This is a genomic window from Rhodococcus sp. IEGM 1330, from assembly GCF_033142445.1.
Taxonomy (GTDB): Bacteria; Actinomycetota; Actinomycetes; order Mycobacteriales; family Mycobacteriaceae; genus Rhodococcoides.
Genome location: NZ_JAWLSB010000003.1, coordinates 374,035 through 393,195, shown reverse-complemented (window position 1 = coordinate 393,195; position 19,161 = coordinate 374,035). Strand labels below are relative to the sequence as shown.

Sequence of the window (19,161 nt, the reverse complement as noted above, 5' to 3'; positions counted from 1 at the left end):
CGGACGGCTATCGCCGCAGCTGCTTCGCGGGCACGTCGGCACCGAAGGCGGACGCCTTCTGGTGGGCGGCGAGCCACTTACGTCCCTGCTTGGCGGCGCGAGAGAGCGCGCCGCGCTCGCCGAGATATCCGGCGACGCCACCGACGAGTGGGATGGCACCGAGCACGCGGTAGATGCCACGGGGATGCGGGCGCTTCTCCAATTCGCCGGCGACGTCGCGCAGCACGTTCGCGATCTGCCACATTCCGCGCAGCAGTGCGAACGGACCCGACTTGGGCGACTCGTCCTTCTTCACCGGGGCACTGTCTGCGAGCGCCGTCAGATCCCGCTTGCACAGCACCGATCCGAGCAGCGCCACGTGCGTCTCGCGGTCGGTCACACCCGACTCGCGCGCCACGGCCACGAGCACCATCGCCTGGTTGGCGAACCCGAGGAGATCCTGGATCGGCAGCCGATTGACCAGGATGCCGAACACGCCGGGAAACGCCACGGCGACGGTGTTGAGCGCTCCGATGCGGTTGACCCACCACTGCGAGCGCGCGTTGCTGTCGAGCTCTTCCCAGCCGGCCGTACCGGGAAAATCGGTGGTGTCGAATGCCTTCGCAAGGAAGTCGATGACGTTGTCGAGAGTGGAATCGTCGTCGGTGGGCTTACGGAACGTTCGCCCCTTGAGACCGATCGGGTCCCGTGTCGCAAGGATGTCGAGCACGGGATGAATGATGGCGACGGCACTGCTCAGAACCGCGGCGACTCGACGGTCGTCCATGTCAGACAAGCTCCATTTCGAAAGTGGGACCCGAGGGTCAGATCAGGCCGGCAACCGACACGGCCGGGGCCGGGTCGTATGTGGTGGTGCGCTGACGAACCGGGCGTCCGATGCCGTCGGCGATCTCGTGCAGTTCCGCGACGGTCTTCTCCGAACCGTTCTGCGAACCCGCCATACGCGAGATCGTCTCCTCCATCAGAGTCCCTCCCAGATCGTTCGCGCCTCCGTTCAGCATCGCCTGTGTACCCGTGATTCCCAATTTCACCCACGATGTCTGAATGTTGTCGATTCGGCCGTGCAGCATGATGCGAGCCAGGGCGTGCACCGCGCGGTTGTCGCGGTTGGTCGGCCCGGGTCGCGATGCGCCGGCCAGATACAGCGGCGAGGACTGGTGCACGAAGGGCAGCGGCACGAACTCGGTGAACCCACCGGTCTTGTCCTGGATCTTCTTGAGCACGTTCAGGTGACCGACCCAGTGCGACGGATTGTCGACGTGCCCGTACATCATCGTCGAGCTCGATCGCAGGCCGACCTCGTGCGCGGTGGTGATCACTTCGATCCACTCGGCCGCGGGGAGCTTGCCCTTGGTGAGCACCCAGCGGACCTCGTCGTCGAGAATTTCCGCGGCGGTACCCGGAATCGAGTCCAGGCCCGCAGCCCGTAGCTCGGTGAGCCACTCACGGATCGACTGCCCGCCGCGGGAGGCCCCGTTGACGATCTCCATCGGCGAGAAGGCGTGCACGTGCATCGACGGCACCTTGGCCTTCACTGCACGCACCAGATCGGCGTATCCCGTCACCGGCAGTTCGGGGTCGATCCCGCCCTGCATGCACACCTCGGTGGCTCCGACGACATGCGCTTCCCACGCGCGATCGGCGACCTCGGTGGTGGACAGGGTGAACGCATCGGCGTCGCCCTTGCGCTGAGCGAACGCACAGAAGCGGCACCCGGTGTAGCAGATGTTGGTGAAGTTGATGTTCCGGTTCACCACGTAGGTGACGGTGTCTCCGTTGACCTGCTTGCGCAGATCGTCCGCGAGGGCCGCGACGGCGTCCATGCCCGGGCCTTCGGCCGTCGCGAGCGCGAGGTACTGCTCGTCGGTCAGCCCGGCCGCATCCTTCTCCGCTGCCGTCAACGCGGACACCAAGTCCCGGTCGACCCGCTCGAGCCCGGCGAGATCGCGTACCTGCTCGCGGATCGACTCCCAGTCGCCGAACGCATTCGCCAGATCCGAGCGGGTCTCGGTGTTGCGGCCCTGCGTGTCGATCTCGGTGTTCAGATCGACGCGGCCCGAGGACTCCCACTGCTCGTCCGGTTCCTGCCACGGCAGACCCGTCGGGTTCACACCGCCGCGCGCCATGCCGGTCTCGGGATCGGCCAACGCGTGGACGTGCGCCGAGATCCGTGGATCTATCCACGGAGCGCCGGCCAGAACGTACTGCGGTTGCGCTGCAGTACGTTCCACCAACCGATATCCGGCCTTCGCCGACAGCTCGGCGAGGGTGTCGAGGTTCGGCCACGGCCGCTCCGGATTCACGTGATCGGGAGTCAGCGGAGACACCCCGCCCCAATCGTCGACGCCTGCGCCGAGCAGCGCCGCAGTCTCCTCCGGTTCCACCAGATTCGGCGGAGCCTGGATCCGCATCGACGGGCCGACCACCATGCGAGTCACAGCGATGGTCGCCAGGAATTCTTCGAGCCCCGCGTCGGGAACGGACCGCATCGCGGTATCGGACTTGGCCAGGAAATTCTGCACGATGATTTCCTGCACATGCCCGAAAGACTTGTGCACCTTACGAATTGCCATGATCGATTCGGCGCGGTCGCGCAGCGTCTCGCCGATTCCCACCAGAATGCCGGTCGTGAACGGGATATTGAGACGGCCCGCGTCGGTCAAGGTCCGCAGCCGAACCTCGGGATCCTTGTCGGGGCTGCCGTAGTGCGCCTGCCCCTTCTCCTCGAACAACCGACGCGAGGTGGTCTCGAGCATCATCCCCATCGACGGGGCCACCGGCTTGAGGCGCGACAGTTCCTGCCACGACATCACCCCGGGATTGAGGTGCGGCAGCAGGCCGGTCTCCTCGAGCACCCTGATCGACATGGCGCGCACGTAATCCAGCGTCGAATCGTAGCCGCGGGAATCGAGCCACTCCTTGGCCTCCGGCCACCGCTCCTCCGGCCGGTCACCGAGGGTGAACAGCGCCTCCTTGCAGCCCAGCGCGGCACCCTTGCGGGCGACGTCGAGGATCTCGTCGGGATCCATGAACATCCCGTGGCCGGACGCGTTGAGCTTGCCCGGCACCGTGACGAACGTGCAGTAGTGGCACTTGTCGCGGCACAGCCGGGTGATGGGTACGAACACCTTTCGCGAATACGAGACCGTCTTCGGACGTCCAGCCGACTCGAGTCCCGCGTCACGAACCCGCGCGGCCGACGCCATCAGGTCCACCAGATCGTCCCCACGCGCATGCAGCAGAACCGTCGCCTCGTCGACGTTCAACGAGACTCCGTCCCGGGCGCGACGCAGAACGCGACGCATGGCAGAAGCGGCTGGAGCGGTGTCAGGCTGCAAAGTCACCAGTCGATCATGCGCTTCCTGGTACGCACGTGCCACCCACGCCTCCCCTGCAGGGTCGTTCCGCAGGCTCCGGGGGTGGTGGATACCAAACGACACCCCTAGGTTTGTACCCGTGACAACGATGACCGATCCACAATGGCAACCGTCTCCGCGTGCACGTCTGCTCTGGGCTCTCGGTGCCGGACTGTTGTGGCTACCGATCTTCATCGCCCAGATCGTCTGGGCCGTCGTCGACTCGAGCTGGACCACCTGGCCGCATGTCGTTGTCCTCGTCGCCTCGATCGTGTTCGCGTCCCTGCACATCGCGATCGTGCCGCAGTGGCGGTATCGCGTACATCGCTGGGAGATCAGCGACACCGCGGTCTACACCCGCACCGGGTGGCTGAGCCAGGAGCGACGCATCGCACCGATCTCGCGGGTACAGACCGTCGACACCGAGCGCGGACCACTCGACCGTCTGTTGGGGTTGGCCACCGTCACCGTCACGACGGCATCGTCCGCGGGCGCGGTGAAGATCACGGCGCTCGATCAGGATGTCGCGGACAAGACGGTCGCGCGACTGACCGACATCGCCGGCCGTACCATCGGAGATGCAACGTGACCGCCGGTAACCCGCAGGACCAGGCGGAACTGCTCGCCGTCGAGGAGGAGCAGCCGTGGCTGCGCCTGGACAAGCGAATGCTGTTGGTACATCCGGTGAACGAGGGCATCAAGATCCTGCCGGTGCTGTTGATCTCGTTCTTCGTCGGTAGCCAGAGCGGCAACCACTTCTGGAGTCTCGGCCTTCTCGCGGTCGTCGTGGTGTTCGCGATTCTGCGGTGGTTCACCACCAGCTACCGGATCGGTCCGGTGCACGTGCAACTGCGCAGCGGGGTGTTGCAGAAGAAGGCGCTTTCGATTCCGCGCAACAGAATTCGGTCGGTCGACGTGGAAGCGAACGTTCTGCACCGCGTACTCGGCTTGTCCATCCTGCGCATCGGCACCGGGCAACAGGCAGGCAAGGGTGAGGCCTTCGAGCTCAACGCACTCGACACCTCGCTGGTACCGGCACTTCGTGGTGATCTGCTGCAGCGAGTCTCGGGGCAGATCCAAGCGACCGACGGAACACCCACCGCATCAGCCTATTCCGGCGTGGAGATTGCGCATTGGCAGTTCTCGTGGGTGCGGTTCGCGCCGTTCTCCATCACCGGCATCGTCACCATCGCCGCTGCCGTCGGCGTGCTGTTCCAGTACGGACTCGGGCAGACGCTGGCCGAATCGTCGGTGGTCTCCAACAGCATCGATTCCGCCGAGCGATTCGGAATCGCGGTGTTCGTCGTCGTGGCGCTGATGGCGTTGCTCGTCGTATCGAGCATCTTCGCGTGCGTCCGCTATCTGCTGGCTTACGCCAACCTGACGGTGACGGACCAGGGACGCACCATGCACGTCAGTCACGGACTGCTGCGCACCCGCCAGTCGACACTCGATCGCAAGCGGCTGCGCGGTACCTCGCTGTCCGAACCGCTGCTGCTTCGTGCGGCCGGTGGAGCCAGCCTGGACGCCATCATGACCGGCGTCAGCGCCGAGAAGAAGGAATCCTCTCTGCTGCTCCCCCAGGCCCCACGCGCCGAGGCACTGCGAATGATGACCACCGTGCTCGGCGAGGCCGGACTGCACGGTAGTGCCGACCGTCCTCTGCTGCAGCACGGATCCGCAGCGCGTCGACGCCGCTACACGCGCGCTGTTCTGCCCGTTGTGGTTCTCGGTGCAGGGCTGGGTATCGCACAATACGTCGGTGCACCGATCCCGGTGCTTACGTGGATCGCAATCGGGGTGTTGTTCGTTGCCGCATTCGGGCTCGCACACGATCGCTTCCAGGGCCTCGGCCATGCGGTGCTGCCCGGTTGGCTCATCACCCAGCACGGTTCGCTCGACAGGACTCGCCACAGCCTCGAAGCCGCAGGCATCATCGGTTGGACGGTGCGGCAGACGTTCTTCCAGCGCCGCGCCGGGGTGGCGACCATAGTCGCTGCGACTCCCGCCGGCGTCGGACACTACGAGGTGATCGACATCCCCATCGAGAACGCGTGGGCGATGATCGACGCCGTCACCCCGGGAGCCGGAGACGTCTGGCTGCAACGAACCTGACATGACGCGGCCGCAGACCATCGAACAACTCGACCTCGCGGTGGCCGAGTGCCGCGCCTGCCCTCGCCTGGTGCGGTGGCGCGAGCAGGTCGCCGCCGAGAAGCGGGCTGCCTTCGCCGACGAAACATATTGGGGCAAAGCGGTTCCCGGCTTCGGCCCGGCCGATGCATCGATGTTGATCGTCGGGCTCGCCCCGGCCGCACACGGTGCCAACCGCACCGGTCGCATGTTCACCGGCGATCGAAGCGGTGACGTGCTGTACCGAGCCATGCATGCCGTCGGGCTGGCGAGCCAACCCACCGCGACCCATATCGGCGACGGGTTGACGCTCAACGGAGTTCGCATCACGGCCCCGGTGCATTGCGCGCCGCCGCAGAACAAGCCGACTCCGGCCGAACGAGACAGGTGCAAGCCGTGGTTGGACGACGAATTGAGATTGCTGCGTCCGACGTTGCGATCGGTGCTCGTTCTCGGCGCCTTCGGCTGGCAGTCCCTGCTGCCGATACTGGCCGCCAACGGATGGGAGATACCAAGGCCTGCACCGAAATTCGGCCATGGGTTCAGGCTCGACCTGGGCTCGATCACCGTGTTCGCCAGCTATCACGTGAGCCAGCGAAATACCTTCACCGGACTGTTGACTCCGACGATGATCGAGGACGTGCTGCGGGATGCGGGTCGGCATGCACGTTTGCTGTGATCGCCTTCATCCGGAACATGAACAGCAGCACTCCGGCGGGGCCAGCACCGGCGACGATGAGCAGCATCGTGCGCCAATCGGCGAGCAGTAGCACATCGTTGCCCGGGCCGCCGAGCATGCACAGCACCACTGCGAAGAACCATCCGATCAGGGGCGACGCCACCCAGATCGGATGGTCTGCGACTTTGCGTGCGGCCAGAATCAGCGCGACGTTGGCGATCCCGCCGAGCACTGCGCTGATGGGGAACTGCACCGACCCGAGGTAGGTCGGAAGGAAGAAGACCGACAGAATTCCGGAAAGAAAGCCGTCGAACACCAGTACTGCGACGGTCGCCCAGGACACCAGGGCGACAGTATTGGATGCGGCCTTCGAGATCATGCGCCCAATACTGCCTTGACCCGGGTTGTTTCAGTGCATCGCATTCGAGAAACCGGGCATCGGCACTCAGGAAACCGGCGGGTATCCCAGCGAAGTGAGCAAGTTGCTCGCACCCATGGCGATCTGACCCAATACGTACTGGTACAGATCTGCCTGCGCGCCGAACTGCGGCTTGAGAGAATCGACGAACGCGACGATGGCGTCCTGCACTACCCAGTTGTACATGTGTGTTCCGCCCCTGCTGTATTGAGATCAGTGATTCAGACCACAGCTTAGTACGCCTGCGAACAGATCGTTCTCCCTACCCGTCTCATCTGGATCGAGTTCACCGCGGACGAGCACGTATTGCTCGTCGAGCAGGATCGGCTGGGCGATGTCGTTGGACAGTGCGTACTCGCTACCCGACGGCGCTACGGTCACCTGAGTCGCGTGGGCTCGGAGCGCATCCCTCTTGGCATCGAGCACGCCGCGGATGTCGATGCTGGTGGTGATGGTGTTCTCGGGAACGCTCGGGAGCTCGCCGGCCTCCGGCATTCGCCAGTGCGAGGGAATCTCTTCGATGGCTGTAAGGCCCGTCTGCAACTGATCGTGTCCGGTGACGGTCCAGTAGAACTTCGACACCTCCCAGGGCCATCCGACCCCGGGGTAGGAATCCGTCCCGCAGACCTCGACGGCCTCGGTCACCAGCGAGTGGACCTGCTGATGATCGGGGTGACCGTATCCGCCCTCGGGGTCGTACCCGACGACGACCTGCGGCCGGAGCTCACGCACCACCGCGACGAGCGCTCCGAGGGCCTCGGCGCGATCGGCGTTGACGAACGCGCGCGGCTTGCGGGCAGCCGACGTCCCCGCCATCCCCGAATCTCGCCAACGACCGGCTCCACCGAGGAATCGCGGCGGGTTGCACCCCAGCGCCGCGAGAGCGCGATGCAATTCAAGAATTCGATAGCCGCCGAGCTGATCCGCACGGTCGACGACCAGATCGGCCCACGTCTCGCCGATCACTTCCCCCTCCTCACCCAGCGAGCAGGTGAGCACCGTGACGTCTGCCCCGGCTCGAACGTAGTGAGCGATGGTGCCGCCGGTGGTGATGGTTTCGTCGTCCGGGTGTGCGTGCACCAGGAGCAACCGCTGCGGCTCCGTCATGGAAGGCTCCGTCATGGAAGGCTCCGTCATCGTCTGCTCGCTCGTCGACTTGTTCGTCATCTCTCCGCCGCTCGCTGTGTCGTTGTCGTCGGTGTCGACGGTGTCGACGGCTCGGTCATCGGGGCGTCCGCACCCATTGCGACGCGTCGGCGAAGATCCCGACCTCCACCGGGCCGGTCAGCGAGACGCCGGTGATGCCGGGAACAGCGGCCACCACGGACGAGTCCTGCATGATCGGCAGCGTCGACGCCAGCGACCACAGTGTGGGCTCGACGTCGTCGGTGGCCACGGAGGGTTCGAGACCGCTCACCAGTGCCCTGTCGATCGTCGGTTGCAGTTCCGGAACGCACAGGCCGGACAGGTTGCGCGGTACCTCGACGCCGTCGCCACTGCCGTCGGCCGGTTCGTCGACGCAGCCGAACCGTGAGGCGAGGGCCGTGGCGGGGTCGACTCCCGCGCTGGTCCATCCGACCACCGCGTCGACGGTTCCGTCGGTCAACGCCGTCGAATACAGCTCGTCGGCGGGCAGTGGGGTGACGGTGGCATCGATGCCCGCGCCGACGAGTTCGTCGGCGGCGGTTCCGGCGACTGCGAGCGCGATGTCGTCGTTCTCGACGGCACCGATCACGAACCGCAACGCGGTGCCGGTCGCGTCCGCAAGGCGGGTGACACTCGGAGCCGGAGCACTCGTGGCCGTCGGGTCGGGGCTTGTCGTCGGAGCGGCGGTGGTCGGTGCGCTCGGGTTCGGTGTTGCTGTCACCACGGCATCGGGTGTCGGCACGAACCCGGCCCGGTCGAGCAGATCGAGAGCGGCAGTTCTGCCGATGGGGGCTGGCGCGGTCGCGGAGTAGCCGGGGTCCGACGGCGAGGACAGCTGCGCTGCCGCCCGGCGATCCGTCGCACCGCCGCCTGCTCCGACCGTGGCCAGCAAGTTCGGATCGAGCAGACCGAATATCCCTTGCCGCACAGCAGAATCGGACATGTTCGGAGCTCGCCCGTTGACCGTCATCGACAGCACGCGTGACTGCCTGATGGTGTCGGTTCGCACTCCGGGAATTGCGGAGAGCTGAGCCAGCAGAGCCGAGCCTCCGCGAACCTGGGCGATCTGCGCGTCACTGGACCGCAGCGAATCGGCCAGCTGCGCTGAAGTTCCCCCGCGGCGGATGAGGATCTGGTCGGGTGATGCGGGTCGGTCCCAGAATCGGTCGTTGCGTTCGAGCAGAATCTCGTCCCGACCGCGGTCGACGGTCTTGATGTTGAACCGGGAACCGGAGACCGGCACATTGTCCGTCAGACCCCCCTGAAAACCGCCGGGTGAGTCCTTGAGCAGGTGTGAGGGGACCAGATCGGCGAACAGTCGCTGCCAGGCCGGATAGGGCGACGAGAGCGTCACGTCGACCGTCTTGCCACCGCCCGAGGACGCCACGTCGCTGATCAGGGCATACCCCGCAGGATCGACGACACCGGGCTCAGTGATCATCTGCTGCCACAGGTAGCGGAAATCCTCGGCGGCGATCGGAGCGCTGTCGGACCACTGGGCCTCGTTGCGCAGCTGATAGCGGATGGTGAACGGCGCTTGCGACGTCACCTCGGCCGAGATCATCAACGACAGGTCCGGTTCCCAGGTGGTCACCCCGGTGGCGGGGTTCCTGACCGGGCGGAACGGGCTGGGCAGAACCAGTGAACTCACCGCGGCCGTCGCGGGCGACTGATCCGCCAGAAGATGTGGATTGAAGCCGATACCGACGTCGTCGATGGCGACGACGACCGGATCACCGGTCTCGGCCGGAACCATCGTCGTGCTGACCGGAGTCTCGACACTCTCGATCGGGGGCGGCGGATCCGCAGTGCACGCGGTGAGTACCAGAGCGATGGCAGAAACCAGAACCGTCGGCATCAGCACCTTGCGCAACGAGGATCTCCTTCGTAGTCGGCTACCTTCCGCGACAGAAGCGACGCGCCCCACGAGGGTGACACGTCGCTTCTGTCGCACGAAGTGAGTCTTACAGAGCAGCCTTGTCGCGAGTCTTGCTACGCGAACGCTCGCGGGCGCGCTCGTTGGAATCGAGGTGCACCTTGCGGACGCGGACGACCTCGGGAGTCACCTCGACGCACTCGTCGCCTGCACAGAACTCCATGGCCATTTCCAGGTCGAGCTTCTTGGGCTTGGCCAGGGTCTCCATGACGTCTGCGGAGGACTGACGCATGTTGGTCAGCTTCTTCTCGCGCGTGACGTTGATGTCGAGGTCTTCCTGACGCGGGTTGATGCCCACGACCATGCCCTCGTAGGTGTCTGCGCCCGGCTCGACGAAGAACGTGCCGCGATCGGCCAGCTGGATCATCGCGAACGGGGTGACGGTGCCGTGGCGGTCCGAGACGAGCGAACCGGTGTGGCGCGCGCGGATCTCACCGGCCCACGGTGCGTAACCGTGGAAGACGGCGTTGGCGATACCGGTGCCACGCGTGTCCGTGAGGAACTCGGTGCGGAAGCCGATCAGGCCGCGCGAAGGAACGATGAATTCCATGCGAACCCAGCCTGCGCCGTGGTTCGTCATCTGCACCATCTTGCCCTTGCGAGCTGCGAGCAGCTGAGTGACCGCACCGAGGTACTCCTCCGGTGTGTCGACCATGAGCTCTTCGAAGGGCTCGTGCAGCTTGCCGTCGACCTGCTGGGTGACCACCTGTGGCTTGCCGACGGTGAGCTCGAAGCCTTCGCGACGCATCTGCTCGACGAGGATGGCGAGAGCGAGCTCACCACGACCCTGAACCTCCCACGCGTCGGGGCGACCGATGTCGAGGACCTTGAGCGAGACGTTACCGATGAGCTCCTGATCGAGACGGCTCTTGACCATGCGCGAGGTGAGCTTGTGGCCGCTGACGCGTCCGACGAGCGGGCTCGTGTTGGTGCCGATGGTGACCGAGATGGCGGGCTGGTCGACGGTGATGCGCGGGAGAGCGACCGGGTTCTCGAGATCGGCGAGCGTGTCACCGATCATGATGTCGGGGAAGCCCGCGACGGCGACGATGTCGCCGGCGACGCCGCGCTCACCGGGGACGCGCTCGACGCCGATGGTGTTGAGCAGCTCGGTGATCTTGGCCTTCTGGACGACGGGCTCGCCGTCGACCTCGCGCATCCAGCTCACGGTTTGGCCCTTTGAGAGCTGGCCGTTGTGGATACGCACCAGGGCGAGGCGGCCGAGGAAGGCCGACGCGTCGAGGTTGGTGACGTGCGCCTGCAGCGGTGCGTCGACGTTGCCCTTGGGCGCGGGGACGTAGCTGAGCAGAACCTCGAAGAGCTCGTCGAGGTTCTCGGCGTCGGGTGCGTTGCCGTTCTCGGGCTGAACGCGCGACGCCTTGCCCTCACGGCCGGAGGCGTAGAGAACAGGAAGATCGAGTGCGAGCTCGGCTGCCTCGGACGCTTCGTCGTCGAGGTCGGACGCGAGGTCGAGGAGCAGATCGTGGCTCTCCGAGACGACCTCTTCGATACGCGCGTCGGGACGGTCGGTCTTGTTCACGACCAGGATCACCGGGAGCGAGGCGGCGAGCGCCTTGCGCAGGACGAAGCGGGTCTGCGGAAGCGGGCCCTCGGACGCGTCGACGAGAAGGACGACGCCGTCGACCATGGACAGGCCACGCTCGACCTCTCCGCCGAAGTCGGCGTGGCCTGGGGTGTCGATCACGTTGATGACGGTGATCGTGCCGTCGGCATTGCGCTTGTGAACGGCCGTGTTCTTGGCCAGGATCGTGATGCCTTTTTCTTTTTCGAGGTCACCCGAGTCCATGACGCGGTCGATCGCTTCGGCACGTTCCTCGAACGCGCCGGACTGCCGGAGCATGGCGTCGACCAGGGTGGTCTTGCCATGGTCGACGTGTGCAACGATGGCTACGTTGCGAAAAGTGGTGGTGCTGTCGATGTTGTCTGCACTGCTTGGGGCGCTCACGCGAAAAATTCTCCTGGAGTCGAATGCGGGCTCTTGTTCGCTAGCGGGCTTATGTCGCTAGAGAAGCGCGCTGCACCGCGAGGTTCTCGCGACTGATCGAGTTTACCCGTAGTCCGACGGTGCCCTGCGCCACCCTCAGGTCTGTGACCTGCGCCACCCATTAGTCTTGGTGCTCATGGGCAAGATAAAGGCAGTAGATGTCTCGGGGATGAAGCCCAAGAAAAAATGTTGCCGCAAGAAGGTTCGGTGCATCACATGCCCCGTTGTCATCATGCGAATGAAGAAGCTCGAATCGGCAGGCGCAACCAAGAAGGACCTGAAGAAGGGCCTCAAGACCGCCCGGGCGAAGTGAGCAGAATCTGCTGTAGTTCTGGCAACCAGAGCCGATCCGCGTCAACCAGATCCATGGTCGGAAGCGTCCCCGCATCCACCCACCGCAAAGCCGAATGTTCCAGCGCTGCAGGCATTCCCGAGACGAGCGAGACCCGGTAAGCGCGAAGCACGAGACCTCCGGGCAGGTCGACGTCGCCGGTGAGTGCCGCTCCGATGGAGCACTCGACTCCCAGTTCCTCACGCAGCTCGCGCACCAGGGCCGCGTCCTCCGACTCCCCCGGCTCGACCTTGCCGCCGGGCAGTTCCCAGAGGCCCGCCAACTCGGGCGGACGAGTTCGTTGCGCGAGCAGAAGCATGCCGTCGTGCATCAACGCGGCTGCGACAACCACAGCGGTGGGTGTACCGGACATGCCACCATCTTTCTATGACCGAACTGCTGACCGACCGCGACATCGAGGACGCCCGGCTCGCCGAATGGACCGTGGTCGGGAAATCCCTGACTCGCACCGTCGAGCTGGCGTCGTTTCCGGCAGCGATCGAGGCGGTGAACCGCGTGGCCGACGCCGCGGAAGAGGCGGACCATCACCCCGATATCGACATCAGATGGCGGACGCTCACGTTCACCCTCTCCACGCACTCTGCAGGCGGTCTCACGCAGAAGGATGTGGACCTTGCGCGTCGGATCGACGATCTGATCGCGAACTGATGCGTCCGGAATAGACCACCCAGCCGAGGAACAACGCTGCTCCGACGACGTCCACGGCACCGGCCCACGCCTCGAGTGCGGGACGGGGGATGGTCCAGATCGATTCCTGGAAGAAACTGAGCAGCCACGGCACCCCCACGGTCACCGTCACCAACCAGTAGCCCGCGACGATCTTCGCCCCGGCGACGTCGCGCAGCGGCCCGTGCACCAGCCAGATCACCATCGGGATCACCCAGATCCAGTGATGCGACCACGAGATCGGCGAGATCAGCAGGCCGAGAAGTTGCACGACCACCAGCGTGCCCAGATGGTCTTCACGTCCGATCGCACGCCATGCCGCGATCGCAAGTCCTGTCGCGACGACGGCGGCGGCAATCCACAGCGGCCCCTGCCCGACGTCCTCCCCCGCGATCCGGCTGAGCGCGCCACGCAGAGACTGATTCCAGACCGAGCCGACGGGGCCGATGCGGTCGGCATCACCGAGCAGCGTGGTGAAGTACGTGGCCGCCTGATGTCCGAGCGCCGCGTAGCTCACCGCGACGGTGAGGGCGAAGGCCACTGCCGAGAACGCCGCAGCCTTCCACCGCCGAGTCGCCAGGAAGTAGAGACCGGTGATGGCCGGGGTCAGCTTGATTCCGGCAGCGAAGCCGACGAGTCCGCCTGCCACCCACCACCTGGTGCTGCGTACCGCGACAATCGCCACCAGCACCAGGAACACGTTGACCTGGCCGTAGTCCAGTGTCGTCCGCACGGGTTCGGACCACAGCCCAAGCGCGGTCCACAGCATGGCGATACGCACCCACCGCGGCTCGGCGGAGCGCTCGTCGCCGAGCACCATCGACAGGGTCAGCCTCACCACGGCGAACAGCGCGATCATGGTCGCTGCCTGCCAGAGGACGCCGACCAACGTGAACGGCAGATAGTGCAGTGGGAAGAACACGAGCGCGGCGAACGGCGGGTACGTGAACGGGAGCGGGAAGTCCGGGGTCTGCACCGAATACGTGTAGTCGTACAGATTGCCGCCGAGCAGTGCCGCGGAGCCGTCGACGTAGACGTGTAGGTCTACGAGATTCATTCCGTTGGGCGTCGCGAAGGCCCAGACGAATCGGCTGATCACCGAGACCGCGAGCAGAACGGGGGCCAGCCGAACAAGTCGGTTCACTGTGCGTGCGGTTCCGTTCGGTATCGATGCGTTGTATCGATCGTCGAGCTTATAGGGCTCCGCTCACGCGCCCCAACCGCGGATGCAGCCGAGTAACATTTGTATCACCTTTCACACTGATAACTTCAGTAACAGGTTATCGTGTGCGTCTGCGGACAATTCGCAGCGTGTGACCAATAGACTGCCCTGGCATAGATGCGACGGGGGAGGGCTCGATCGACAACAGCTGTACATCGGGGATTGCGCTACATAGAGTGGCCCCTCGAGCACCGGCTGTCGCCGTGGGCCCGCGTCATGATCAGAATGGGGAATATCACCGTGCTTCGTACCCGCGGAACGCGTCGCGTAGTTACAGCTTTGGCCGTAGCCGCAGCCGCCGCACTAGTCGTGCCGACCAGCGCATCCGCACAGCCATTGGTGCCGATGGCACCAGCAGATCTGCCCGCAGCACCGGCCGATCCCGCTGCTCTGATCGCACAGTTCCTTCCCGCCCCCGGTGAGCCATTGCCCAACCTGGCCGAGGTGGAAGCACTCGCCTCGTTCGCACCGGCCATTCTCGGTGCCGCAGCCGGACCTGCCGACGTGGGAGCTGCTCCGGCCGCCGACCTGCTGGGTCAGGCCCGCGCGCTGCTCGAGACGGCGCAGCTGCCGGACCAGGTCAAGTCCCTGCTCGAGAGGGTCATCACGTTCCTGGACGGCTCCGGCGGCGGCGGACCGGAACTTCCGGCCGACGGACCCGTCATCGCCCAGTTCCTGTACCCGACGCTCGGCGTGGGGTGCATCTCCGACACCGCCGATTCCGTCGGAACCGCCCTGGCCGTACCCGGCCCCGCAACCCTGCCGCCTCCCGGACCGGGCGCAGGCCAGGCCGGCTTCGTCTTCACCGCCCTCGGCACCGCACCGATTGCCGCGGAGCAGGCAGCTCCCCTGACGGTGACCTGGCTCAACATCGACAACCGTCGCTCGGGAACTCAGGATCTGACCGGCGCGGCCATGATCAACGCGGACGGTCCGGCGACGCTGTCTGCGATCGCCGACACCGGCCCCGGACGCGTCCTCTCGGTCGTCTCCGGTTCGATCACCACGCAGTCGAAGGAAGATCCGGCGGCAGCTCCGCGCAGCTGCACCTTCCTGCCCACCATCGGTACGGTCTACGTTCCGTAGCTCGTATCTGCGCTACCGACTCAGTTCGCCCCCGGCTTTCATCAGAAGCCGGGGGCGAACTGTTTGTAGAGCCGAATTCGGAAAGAATGGCGCGAGCGGCTCGAATCGAATGTCGCGCTACATTCGGAGATGGTCGGAATGAATTACATCGATGGTATTTCAGACAATGTCCGCGGCAGATTTCGACCACTGCCCGTAATCGGCTTTGAGAATATTGTTGATGTCGACTTTGACTCCGCCCACGAAATCCTTGTCGATTCGGATCTGATGAATGTGCGCGTCGGGATGAACGAAGCCCTTGGGTGTTCCCCAATTGTGCTGCCAATACCACTGGCCGAGGCCGGCGACCGAGGCCAATTCGATGGTCGGTGAATTGGCGTAGATCCCCGTGTTCTCGGCTCCGATCACCGACTGCCAGCCCAGGATGTACGGCGCGATCAGGGTTGCGAACTCCACTGCGGTGGGGTTGTCGTCGATCGACGCGTAGATCGGGCGGTCCGCAGGACCGCCGGCAGCCGTGTGGAGTTCGAGGCCGCGCGTGGCATGCTTCACGCCTGCTGCGTACCCGCCGCGCCAATCAGACGTGGTTCCCTTTCCGAACTGGTAGTTCGAGACCACCTCCAGCCCGGCGGAGGTGAGCGAGTCGGCCTCGGACCTACGCATCGGCTTGCCGATCATCCAGTTCGCATCCGGCCGCCGATCGGAGACATATCGGACGGCCCCGAGGTGACCGGCATTCTTGATCGCCGATGCCGATGGCACCCCGCCCGAGTAGTCGACGAGTGTGCCGAGTCCGGCGTCGGCGTGTGCGGTCGCGGTACCCAATGCAACCAATCCGACGGCGGCCGCGGAACCCGCGGCGGCGTACTTGAACAACTCACGTCGCGAAACCTGCACTGAAATCTCCATTGTCGTTCGATCGCCGCGGCGCGCCTACCCGAGAAATCGCACAACCACTGCTAGCTTGCATCGTTTGTCGTATCCCACCACAATCCCATCGGTACCGCCAGCCCCACTGCTCACACCCGCCACGTTGCCCTCCGGCTTCACACGAGCACCTCGAGCACCGACATCACGAACATGAATAAGGTGGAGAGCACGATGCACGGACGAACGCGCTGAGGAGTGGATGGACATGGGCGTAACGCTTGCCAAGGGTGGAAATGTCTCGCTGACCAAAGAAGCGCCGAACTTGACGGCCGTCAGCGTAGGACTCGGCTGGGATGTCCGTGCCACCACCGGCGGTGACTTCGATCTCGACGCCAGCGCCATCGGACTCCGCACCACGAAGAAGGCACTGAGCGACAGCTACTTCGTCTTCTACAACAACCTGCGCTCCCCCGACGGCGCCATCGAGCACACCGGCGACAACCGAACGGGCGAAGGCGAAGGCGACGACGAGAGCATCGATGTCGACCTGGCGGCCCTGAACCCGGAAGTCGACTCCATCGCCTTCCCCGTGTCCATTCACAACGCCGACGCCCTGGGCCAGAACTTCGGTCAGGTCGTCAACGCCTTCATCCGCGTGGTGGACAAGTTCGACGGGCGCGAACTCGCCCGATTCGACCTCAGCGAAGACGCCTCCACCGAAACGGCCATGGTGTTCGGCGAGCTGTACCGCCGCGGGGCCGAATGGAAATTCCGCGCCATCGGCCAGGGCTACGCCTCGGGCCTGGAGGGAATCGTGCGCGACTTCGGCATCGACGTGGGTTAGAAACGTCGACGCTCACCCGCCGACATTCGTCCATCCGGCGCTGCGTGCGCGTCTCGATTGGACAACGGTATGGGTCGGAACTTGTGACGCCCAGATGATGTGTGGTGGTATCAGCGCACACGCAACATAAGCCACATCAGTCACAGGAGTCACACATGTCTCGTCGCCTCAGCCGCTTGGCGGGCGCGCTCGCGCTCTCCTGCGCGGCATTGCTCGCTGTTCCCGCCACTGCTACAGCGGATCCGGCACCGGCCGATCCGCTGGCGCAGGCGATCGCCGCACTGCAGGGACAGGGTGGTGCCTCACTCGACGCCGCAACCGCGATCGCCGACTCACGTACCCCGGTCGCCGAGGACGCGAGCGTCGACCCGTTCGCTGCACTGAACGCCGCCAACAAAGCCCTCACCGACTTCGGCATCACGCCGTTCTTCTACCCCACCGCAGCGATCAACTGCGCCGCAACAGCGGGCTCGCCCCTCGGCATCGTTCCGGGTGTCGCAGGCGGAGCGGCCGGACCGTGGCCTCAGCTGACCGCGCCGGCCATCCCCACGTTGCCGTTCCTGCCGTCCATACAGATTCCCGAGCTCAATGCCGTGGACAAGGGCGAAACGATGTTCGCGTTCGTCCCGGCCGGAATCGTGAACGATTCTGCCGACAAGACCGGGATGCAGGTCGCCTGGTTCAACGTCAACACCCTGCAGGGCGGATTCGCCGACTTCGGCGGCTTGGCTACCACTCTCGCCGACTCGATCCTCACCAATTCCGGCGTGCCCGACGCCGCGAAAGACATCGTTCGGCCGTTCGTCATCGGAGCGATCGACTCGCTGCCTGCCGCCGGTGCCCGCGCCGTACCCGTCGAAACCGGATCGGGAACCGTTCTCGCCGCGGTGTTCGGCACAGTGAACCACAAGGCCCTCGACGGTTCGGACAAGAGTTGCTTCTTCTTCCCCACCGTCGGCATGATCAACGTCGCCTAGAGGTTACGCACGACCACGAAAGGCCCTGCCGCGCACTGCTGCAGGGCCTTTCGGCTGTTACGCCCTGACGATTCGGCCCAGCCGTCCCAGTACCGCCTGCATCTCGGTGTGTTCCGAGCGCGCCGCCCAGGGCCGTTGCCTGTTCCTTCCCCGCATCTGCATCGCGGCCCCGGTCACGAGGTCACCGTTGGGGGCGAAATGCACGCGAACTATCTCGTTGAGTGAGCGCCCCAACCCGAAACCCGGTACGACACTGCAGAACCCGTAGGGAAACAACGGTGCATCCGGTTCGTTGTACTTACCACCGACGAACACCGGGACGCCGGTACGGAAGTCGCGGCACTGCGCGATGAACCCGTGGAACGCACGACCCTTCTCGCGTCCGTAGTAGGCGATACCCACCCGCCCGGACCCGGTGGCGGTGATCGCGCCGAAGCGGGCGTCGCGCACCCCTGGTGCCGACACCACCACCGGCCTCGACCAACTCACCGCACCGTCGGAGGACCAGGCGGCATGCAGCAACCCGTCGCGGTCCGGCCACACCGCGTACACGTTTCCGTCGTCGTCGACGGCCATCGACTCCGGCAGCAGGTAACGCGAACCGAGCAGCAGAAAATGTAAGACATTGTGGTACTTCGCCAGCGCCGACCCCGGGACCATCCGAACGTCCCACGTCAGGCCTTCGTCACGACTGACCGCCACAGCGAACCGTCGACCGTAACGGCCACCGATGTAGACCGTGCCGTCCGGACCGACGACGCCCTTGCCGAACGCAACGTACTCCCGGCTCGGTAACCCGGGGATGTTCTTCGAATCGATGTCGAACCCACCGGCCACCTCCCACTTCACACCGCCGTCGAAGGACCGCCAGATGACCTGACGGGTGACGTTGATCAGTGGCCGCACGCGTACCGCGAACGGCGTGGGCGCGGAGAGGTACGTAACCCTGCCCGCCCGTGAATTGCTCGGTCCGGCAAATACTTTGGCGTCCATCCTGGCTTTCGATGCCACTGTTCGCGTGCGCCAGGTTTCCCCCCGATCGTCACTGACTCCGAGGGTGAAGCCCGTTCTCAGCGGGCGGGGCGGCACCGCGTCGAATCGGCCGGCGTGCAGAAACAGTCGCTCGTCGACGTCGTCGAAGTACAGATAGGGTCGATTCCGACTCTGTTGCACGCCCTCGGGAACCGATGCGCGCCATGACTTTCCGAAGTCGGGCGAGCGCAGTACACCGATACCGTCGACGGTGAACGCGGGCGCGACGAAGACGGTATTGTCCGCCGCGACCCCGAGGGTGCAGGCCGCGGAGCCGTACTCGGTGTAGGAGATGTCGGTGACGAAGTCGGCCGATGCGGCGGCGGTGGTCGAGGAACGCAGCCCTGCCCGATAGCCCGAGGCAACTCTGGGCGTCACGACACCCGCCATGAGGTGCCGCAGCGTCGCGGCCGCGGTGCTGGTCGATGCATTGGACCAG

The 19,161-nt window shown here is 65.2% G+C and carries 19 protein-coding genes; 8 read left to right on the top strand and 11 right to left on the bottom strand.

The genetic code is table 11. The features are described from left to right. Nucleotides 1–7: 7 nt before the first annotated feature. Together R4P57_RS10015 and R4P57_RS10010 are read right to left on the bottom strand one after the other, a co-directional pair. Complete coding sequence (locus R4P57_RS10015) at nucleotides 8–766, bottom strand: hypothetical protein (protein ID WP_317802676.1); 759 nt, start codon at nucleotides 764–766, stop codon at nucleotides 8–10. 37 nt (nucleotides 767–803) lie between these two features. Then, nucleotides 804–3,344 (bottom strand): bifunctional FO biosynthesis protein CofGH, encoded by a 2,541-nt coding sequence (locus R4P57_RS10010; protein WP_317802675.1) that lies wholly within the window; start codon nucleotides 3,342–3,344, stop codon nucleotides 804–806. 121 nt (nucleotides 3,345–3,465) lie between these two features. Between R4P57_RS10010 and R4P57_RS10005 the strand changes: the two genes are divergently transcribed. The 3 genes from R4P57_RS10005 (at nucleotide 3,466) to R4P57_RS09995 (ending at nucleotide 6,168) form a co-directional block, all read left to right on the top strand. Continuing rightward, a complete protein-coding gene (locus tag R4P57_RS10005; protein ID WP_317802674.1) occupies nucleotides 3,466–3,945 on the top strand; it encodes a PH domain-containing protein in 480 nt (159 codons plus the stop codon). Between the two features lie 77 nt (nucleotides 3,946–4,022). After that, the gene (locus R4P57_RS10000) at nucleotides 4,023–5,471 is read left to right on the top strand and encodes a PH domain-containing protein (RefSeq protein WP_317802805.1); all 1,449 of its coding nucleotides are present in this window, start codon (nucleotides 4,023–4,025) and stop codon (nucleotides 5,469–5,471) included. A gap of 1 nt (nucleotide 5,472) precedes the next feature. Next, the gene (locus R4P57_RS09995) at nucleotides 5,473–6,168 is read left to right on the top strand and encodes a uracil-DNA glycosylase (RefSeq protein ID WP_317802673.1); all 696 of its coding nucleotides are present in this window, start codon (nucleotides 5,473–5,475) and stop codon (nucleotides 6,166–6,168) included. Here R4P57_RS09995 and R4P57_RS09990 read toward each other — a convergent pair. The 5 genes from R4P57_RS09990 to typA form a co-directional block, all read right to left on the bottom strand. Continuing rightward, a complete protein-coding gene (locus R4P57_RS09990) occupies nucleotides 6,095–6,547 on the bottom strand; it encodes a hypothetical protein (protein WP_317802672.1) in 453 nt (150 codons plus the stop codon). The two genes, R4P57_RS09995 and R4P57_RS09990, sit on opposite strands and share 74 nt — an antisense overlap. Before the next feature lie 66 nt (nucleotides 6,548–6,613). Next, nucleotides 6,614–6,772 carry a hypothetical protein gene (locus R4P57_RS09985; RefSeq protein WP_008714214.1) on the bottom strand — a complete coding sequence of 53 codons (159 nt, stop codon included), beginning with the start codon at nucleotides 6,770–6,772 and terminating at the stop codon, nucleotides 6,614–6,616. A gap of 27 nt (nucleotides 6,773–6,799) precedes the next feature. Next, nucleotides 6,800–7,708, bottom strand: coding sequence for an N-acetyl-1-D-myo-inositol-2-amino-2-deoxy-alpha-D-glucopyranoside deacetylase (gene mshB, locus R4P57_RS09980; RefSeq protein ID WP_411742340.1), 909 nt, complete (start codon nucleotides 7,706–7,708; stop codon nucleotides 6,800–6,802). A 100-nt stretch (nucleotides 7,709–7,808) separates the two neighbouring features. Continuing rightward, on the bottom strand, nucleotides 7,809–9,590 hold the full coding sequence (locus tag R4P57_RS09975) for an ABC transporter family substrate-binding protein (protein ID WP_317802803.1): 1,782 nt from the start codon (nucleotides 9,588–9,590) through the stop codon (nucleotides 7,809–7,811). Nucleotides 9,591–9,696: 106 nt separating this feature from the next. Beyond that, nucleotides 9,697–11,634, bottom strand: a complete 1,938-nt coding sequence (gene typA, locus R4P57_RS09970; RefSeq protein WP_317802671.1) for a translational GTPase TypA — start codon at nucleotides 11,632–11,634, stop codon at nucleotides 9,697–9,699. A gap of 175 nt (nucleotides 11,635–11,809) precedes the next feature. Between typA and R4P57_RS09965 the strand changes: the two genes are divergently transcribed. Continuing rightward, nucleotides 11,810–11,986 carry a hypothetical protein gene (locus R4P57_RS09965; RefSeq protein WP_094633883.1) on the top strand — a complete coding sequence of 59 codons (177 nt, stop codon included), beginning with the start codon at nucleotides 11,810–11,812 and terminating at the stop codon, nucleotides 11,984–11,986. Here R4P57_RS09965 and R4P57_RS09960 read toward each other — a convergent pair. After that, nucleotides 11,964–12,377, bottom strand: a complete 414-nt coding sequence (locus R4P57_RS09960; protein WP_317802670.1) for a (deoxy)nucleoside triphosphate pyrophosphohydrolase — start codon at nucleotides 12,375–12,377, stop codon at nucleotides 11,964–11,966. The two genes, R4P57_RS09965 and R4P57_RS09960, sit on opposite strands and share 23 nt — an antisense overlap. Before the next feature lie 14 nt (nucleotides 12,378–12,391). Between R4P57_RS09960 and R4P57_RS09955 the strand changes: the two genes are divergently transcribed. Further along, the gene (locus tag R4P57_RS09955; RefSeq protein ID WP_317802669.1) at nucleotides 12,392–12,673 is read left to right on the top strand and encodes a 4a-hydroxytetrahydrobiopterin dehydratase; all 282 of its coding nucleotides are present in this window, start codon (nucleotides 12,392–12,394) and stop codon (nucleotides 12,671–12,673) included. Here R4P57_RS09955 and R4P57_RS09950 read toward each other — a convergent pair. Next, complete coding sequence (locus tag R4P57_RS09950; RefSeq protein WP_317802668.1) at nucleotides 12,618–13,835, bottom strand: mannosyltransferase; 1,218 nt, start codon at nucleotides 13,833–13,835, stop codon at nucleotides 12,618–12,620. The two genes, R4P57_RS09955 and R4P57_RS09950, sit on opposite strands and share 56 nt — an antisense overlap. 303 nt (nucleotides 13,836–14,138) lie before the next feature. Here R4P57_RS09950 and R4P57_RS09945 point away from each other — a divergent pair, with 303 nt between their 5' ends. Continuing rightward, entirely contained in the window at nucleotides 14,139–14,999 is an 861-nt protein-coding gene (locus R4P57_RS09945) for a hypothetical protein (RefSeq protein WP_317802667.1), read from the top strand. A 159-nt stretch (nucleotides 15,000–15,158) separates the two neighbouring features. Here R4P57_RS09945 and R4P57_RS09940 read toward each other — a convergent pair whose 3' ends face one another. Beyond that, entirely contained in the window at nucleotides 15,159–15,908 is a 750-nt protein-coding gene (locus R4P57_RS09940; protein WP_317802666.1) for a DUF1906 domain-containing protein, read from the bottom strand. Between the two features lie 226 nt (nucleotides 15,909–16,134). Between R4P57_RS09940 and R4P57_RS09935 the strand changes: the two genes are divergently transcribed. Together R4P57_RS09935 and R4P57_RS09930 are read left to right on the top strand one after the other, a co-directional pair. Next, the gene (locus tag R4P57_RS09935; protein ID WP_317802665.1) at nucleotides 16,135–16,713 is read left to right on the top strand and encodes a TerD family protein; all 579 of its coding nucleotides are present in this window, start codon (nucleotides 16,135–16,137) and stop codon (nucleotides 16,711–16,713) included. A gap of 155 nt (nucleotides 16,714–16,868) precedes the next feature. Then, entirely contained in the window at nucleotides 16,869–17,690 is an 822-nt protein-coding gene (locus R4P57_RS09930) for a hypothetical protein (protein WP_317802664.1), read from the top strand. A gap of 57 nt (nucleotides 17,691–17,747) precedes the next feature. Here the strand turns inward: R4P57_RS09930 and R4P57_RS09925 are convergent, their stop codons facing one another. Beyond that, entirely contained in the window at nucleotides 17,748–19,100 is a 1,353-nt protein-coding gene (locus R4P57_RS09925; RefSeq protein WP_317802663.1) for a sialidase family protein, read from the bottom strand. Nucleotides 19,101–19,161 lie beyond the last annotated feature (61 nt).